Annotated in this window: 4 protein-coding genes; all 4 read left to right on the top strand. The window is 73.3% G+C overall.

Annotated features, from left to right (window positions below; genetic code table 11):
• Positions 1–209: 209 nt before the first annotated feature.
• The 4 genes from ACWF9Z_RS33280 to ACWF9Z_RS33265 are packed head-to-tail and all read left to right on the top strand — an operon-like array spanning position 210 to position 4,800.
• Complete coding sequence (locus ACWF9Z_RS33280) at positions 210–2,882, top strand: ATP-binding protein (RefSeq protein WP_453608708.1); 2,673 nt, start codon at positions 210–212, stop codon at positions 2,880–2,882.
• Complete coding sequence (locus tag ACWF9Z_RS33275; protein ID WP_453608705.1) at positions 2,879–3,565, top strand: response regulator; 687 nt, start codon at positions 2,879–2,881, stop codon at positions 3,563–3,565. The genes ACWF9Z_RS33280 and ACWF9Z_RS33275 overlap by 4 nt, the downstream gene beginning before the upstream one ends.
• Positions 3,566–3,589: 24 nt before the next feature.
• On the top strand, positions 3,590–4,018 hold the full coding sequence (locus tag ACWF9Z_RS33270) for an OB-fold nucleic acid binding domain-containing protein (protein ID WP_449484578.1): 429 nt from the start codon (positions 3,590–3,592) through the stop codon (positions 4,016–4,018).
• Positions 4,019–4,020: 2 nt separating this feature from the next.
• Positions 4,021–4,800, top strand: coding sequence for a DUF3159 domain-containing protein (locus ACWF9Z_RS33265; RefSeq protein WP_453608702.1), 780 nt, complete (start codon positions 4,021–4,023; stop codon positions 4,798–4,800).
• The last annotated feature ends 162 nt before the right edge of the window (positions 4,801–4,962 follow it).

Below are 4,962 nucleotides of genomic sequence, written 5' to 3'. Positions count from 1 at the left end.
CGCGCCGCCGCCCGCCCCGCGCGCCCCCCGCCCCCCCCGGCGCCCCCGCCCCCCCCCCCCGCCCGTGTCCGGGCGCCCGCCGGCCGCCCGGACGGCAGCGGTGGTCCGGCCGCCCGCGGTGCCGGGGGCGGTGTCAGGGATCCGTCAGGGATCGGCACATACGCCGTCAACGGTGCGTGAACGGGAGGAACGTCCCGGAGAATGAGCGCATGGGACGCGGCAGGCTAAGGATCTATCTCGGCTCGGCACCCGGAGTGGGCAAGACGTACGCCATGCTCTCGGAGGGACACCGCCGGGCGGAGCGCGGCGCCGACATCGCCGTCGGCTTCGTGGAGCACCACGGGCGGCCGCGCACCGAGGTCATGCTGCACGGCCTGGAACAGGTCGAGCGCCGCGCGCTCTCGTACCGGGGGGCCGCCTTCACCGAGATGGACGTGGACGCGCTCCTGGCCCGTGAACCGGCCGTGGCCCTGGTGGACGAGCTGGCGCACACCAACGTCCCCGGCTCGCGCAACGCCAAGCGCTGGCAGGACGTCGAGGAGTTGCTGCGGGCCGGGATCGACGTGATCACCACCGTGAACATCCAGCACCTGGAGTCGCTCGGCGACGTGGTGGAGTCGATCACGGGGGTGCGGCAGCGGGAGACCGTCCCCGACGAGGTGGTGCGCCGCGCCGACCAGATCGAGCTGGTCGACATGTCCCCGCAGGCGCTGCGCCGCCGCATGGCGCACGGCAACATCTACACGTCCGACAAGGTCGACGCGGCCCTCTCCAACTACTTCCGCCCCGGCAACCTGACCGCGCTGCGCGAGCTCGCGCTGCTCTGGGTCGCCGACCGGGCGGACGAGTACCTCCAGCAGTACCGCGGCGAGCACGACATCCGCTCCACCTGGCAGGCGCGCGAGCGGATCGTCGTGGGCCTCACCGGGGGCCCCGAGGGGCGCACCCTGATCCGGCGCGCCTCGCGGGTGGCCGCGAAGGGATCCGGCAGCGAGATCCTGGCCGTCTACATCGCCCGCAGCGACGGGCTGACCGCGGCCTCGCCCAAGGAGCTCGCGGTCCAGCGGACGCTGGTCGAAGACCTGGGAGGAACGTTTCACCATGTGATCGGCGACAACGTCCCCGAGGCGCTGCTCGCGTTCGCCCGCGGGGTCAACGCCACGCAGATCGTGCTCGGCTCCAGCCGGCGCCGCTCCTGGCGGTACGTCTTCGGCCCCGGGGTCGGGGCCACCGTGGCCCGCGACTCCGGGCCCGACCTCGACGTGCACATCGTCACGCACGAGGAGGCCGCCACGGGCCGCGGCCTGCCCGTGGTCCGGTCGGCGGCCCGGCTCGGCCGGACCAGGCTGGTGGCCGGCTGGGTGGCCGGGGTGATCCTGCCGCTGCTGCTCGCGGCGCTGCTCATCCACATCGACAACGACCCCGGCCTCGCCAACGAGATGCTGCTCTTCCTGGCGCTGACGGTCGCCTCCGCGCTGCTCGGCGGGCTCTACCCCGCGCTGGCCTCGGCGGCCGTCGGGTCCCTGCTGCTGAACTTCTACTTCGCCCCGCCCCTGCACCGCTTCACCGTCGCGGACCCGAAGAACATCGTGGCCATCGCCGTCTTCTTCGGCGTCGCGGGCTCTGTGGCCTCGGTCGTCGACGCCGCCGCCCGCCGCACCCACCAGGCCGCCCGGCTGCGCGCCGAGTCCGAGATCCTCTCCTTCCTGGCCGGCAGCGTGCTGCGCGGCGAGACCACCCTGGACGCGCTGCTGGAGCGGGTGCGCGAGACCTTCGCCATGGAATCCGTGGCCCTGCTGGAGCGGGAGGGCGAGGTCGAACCCTGGCGGCCCGCCGGCAGCGTCGGCCCGAACCCGGTCACCCGCCCCGAGGACGCCGACGTGGACATGCCGATCGGCGACCACATGGCGCTGGCCCTGTCCGGCCGGGTGCTGCCCGCCGAGGACCGCCGCGTCCTCGGCGCCTTCGCCGCCCAGGCCGCCGTCGTGCTCGACCGCCAGCGCCTGGTCGGGGAGGCGTCGCAGGCCCGCCGGATGGCGGAGGGCAACCGGATCCGGACCGCGCTGCTGGCCGCCGTCAGCCATGACCTGCGGACCCCGCTGGCCTCGATCAAGGCCTCCGTCAGCTCCCTGCGCTCCGACGACGTGGAATGGTCCCCGGAGGACCGGGCGGAGCTCCTGGAGGGCATCGAGGACGGCGCCGACCGGCTCGACCACCTGGTGGGCAACCTGCTGGACATGTCCAGGCTGCAGACCGGCACCGTCACCCCGCTGATCCGCGAGATCGACCTCGACGAGGTGGTGCCGATGGCGCTGGGCGGCGTACCCGAGGGCAGCGTGCTGCTGGACGTTCCGGAGACCCTGCCCATGGTGGCCGTGGATCCGGGGCTCCTGGAGCGGGCCGTGGCCAACGTGGTCGAGAACGCCGTCAAGTACAGCCCGGCGGGGGAGCGGGTGTGGGTGGCGGCCAGCTTCCTGGGCGACCGGGTGGAGGTGCGCGTCGTCGACCGCGGTCCGGGCGTGCCCGACGAGGCCAAGGACCGGATCTTCGCCCCCTTCCAGCGGTACGGGGACGCGCCGCGCGGAGCCGGCGTCGGGCTGGGGCTGGCCGTCGCGCGCGGTTTCGCCGAGGCTATGGGCGGCACCCTGGCGGCCGAGGACACCCCGGGCGGCGGCCTGACCATGGTGCTCACCCTGAGGGCGGCCACCGGCGGACGGCCGCAGGTCCCGGTGAGCGTGGACGGCGAGGGGCGCGGCGTGCCCGGGGACGCGGAGGGGCCCGGGTGGGCGGACGGGCACGGGGGCGCGCGCGGGGCCCCCCACGGGCCGGAACCCGCGGAGTTCGATCTCGATTCGATACGACAGAAGGCAGGACCTCAATGACCCGGGTGCTCGTGGTGGACGACGAACCCCAGATCGTCCGGGCCCTCGTGATCAACCTGAAGGCGCGCAAGTACGAGGTCGACGCGGCCGCCGACGGGGCGAGCGCCCTGGAACTGGCGGCCGCCCGCCACCCCGACGTCGTCGTCCTGGACCTCGGCCTGCCCGACATGGACGGGGTCGAGGTGATCAGGGGACTGCGCGGCTGGACCCGCGTGCCGATCCTCGTGCTCTCCGCCCGCCACAGCTCCGACGAGAAGGTGGAGGCCCTGGACGCGGGCGCCGACGACTACGTCACCAAGCCCTTCGGCATGGACGAGCTGCTGGCCAGGCTGCGCGCGGCCGTCCGGCGGGCGGAACCCTCCGCCGGGGCCGGAGACGACGAGGTGATCGTCGAGACCGAGGGCTTCACGGTCGACCTCGCCGCGAAGAAGGCGGTGCGCGCGGGGCGCGACGTACGCCTCACGCCCACCGAGTGGCACCTGCTGGAGGTCCTGGTCCGCAACGCCGGGAAGCTGGTCAGCCAGAAGCAGCTGCTGCGGGAGGTCTGGGGGCCCTCGTACGGCACCGAGACCAACTACCTGCGCGTCTACATGGCCCAGCTGCGGCGCAAGCTGGAGGCGGACCCCTCCCACCCGAGGCACTTCATCACCGAACCCGGCATGGGATACCGCTTCGAGAGGTAGTGGGCGCGCCGGTACGCTTCCTGTATGAGTGCTGAACCGCGTCCCGAGAAGTCCGCCAAGCCGGCGAAACCCGCCAGGCCGGCGGGCCGGTTCCGCCGGATGATAGAGCGGCTTTCCACCTCGCAGGAGGACCTGCATTCGGCTGAGCTGCAGGAGGACGCGGAGGCCGCGGGGTGCACGCGGATCTGCGACTGCCACGACCGGCAGATAGTGAAGGTCACCGGGACCCTGCGGACCGTCACGCTGCGGCCGCGCGCGGGCGTCCCCGCGCTGGAGGCGGAGCTGTTCGACGGCTCCGCCGCGCTGGACGTCGTATGGCTCGGGCGTCGCTCGATCGTGGGAATCGAGCCCGGCCGCCGCATGATCGCCTCCGGGCGGATCTCGATGAGCCACGGCCGTCGGGTGCTCTTCAACCCGAAGTACGAACTCCGACCGCTCGGACAGGAGCACTGACGGTGCCGTCATTCGACAAACCGACCACGCCGCACACACCGAACCCGTCGGCAGGGCCGAACCCGCCGGCCGTGGATCCCGCCGCCGAGCCGTCGGCGGACCAGAAGGCCGTGACGCAGGCGGCCCTCTTCGACGCCTTCGGCGGCATCCGGGGCACCGTGGAGACGATGCTCCCGGGGCTGCTCTTCGTCATGATCTACACGATCAACAAGGACGTGAAGCTGTCCGCGATCGCCGCGGGCGCCGTCGCGGTCCTGCTGGTGATCGTGCGGCTGCTGCGCAAGGACACGGTGAAGCACGCCTTCAGCGGGGTCTTCGGCGTGGGCGTGGGCGTGGCCTTCGCCCTGTTCACGGGCAGCGCGAAGGGCTTCTACCTGCCGGGCATGATCTACGGCGCCGGCCTGGGCGTGGCCTTCACGCTCTCCGCGCTGGTGGGCTTCCCGCTGCTGGGGGTGATCCTGGGGCCGGTGTTCAAGGAGAACCTGTCCTGGCGCACGCGCAACCCGGGGCGCAAGAAGGCCTACATCAAGGCGAGCCTGGCCTGGGGCCTGATCTTCCTCGCGAAGTACGCGATCCTCTTCCCGCTGTACTGGTGGGGCGACGCGACGCAGCTGGGCTGGGTGCTGATCGCGCTGAAGCTCCCGCCGATGGTGCTGGCGGTGTACTTCACCTGGCTCTTCCTGGCGCAGGCCCCGCCGCCGATCAACGTGATCGCGGAGTGGGAGGCCGAGGAAGCCGCCGAGAAGGCGGCCAAGGCCGCCGCCAAGGGCCACAAGGCCTGACCCGGCCCCGCCGTACCCCTCCTGTCCCCGGACACGCTCGTAGGGGCGGGCGGCCCGCCCCGGGGGGCGCCCCCCCCCCCCCCCCCCCCGGGGGGGTCGTGGGGGGGGTGCGAGAGTGCGGTTCCCCGCCCCGCCTGGCTGGCTGCGGCCCGCACGGGTGGG

The organism is Streptomyces sp. NPDC054961 (assembly GCF_053609145.1).
This window is presented reverse-complemented; position numbering and strand designations above follow the sequence as displayed.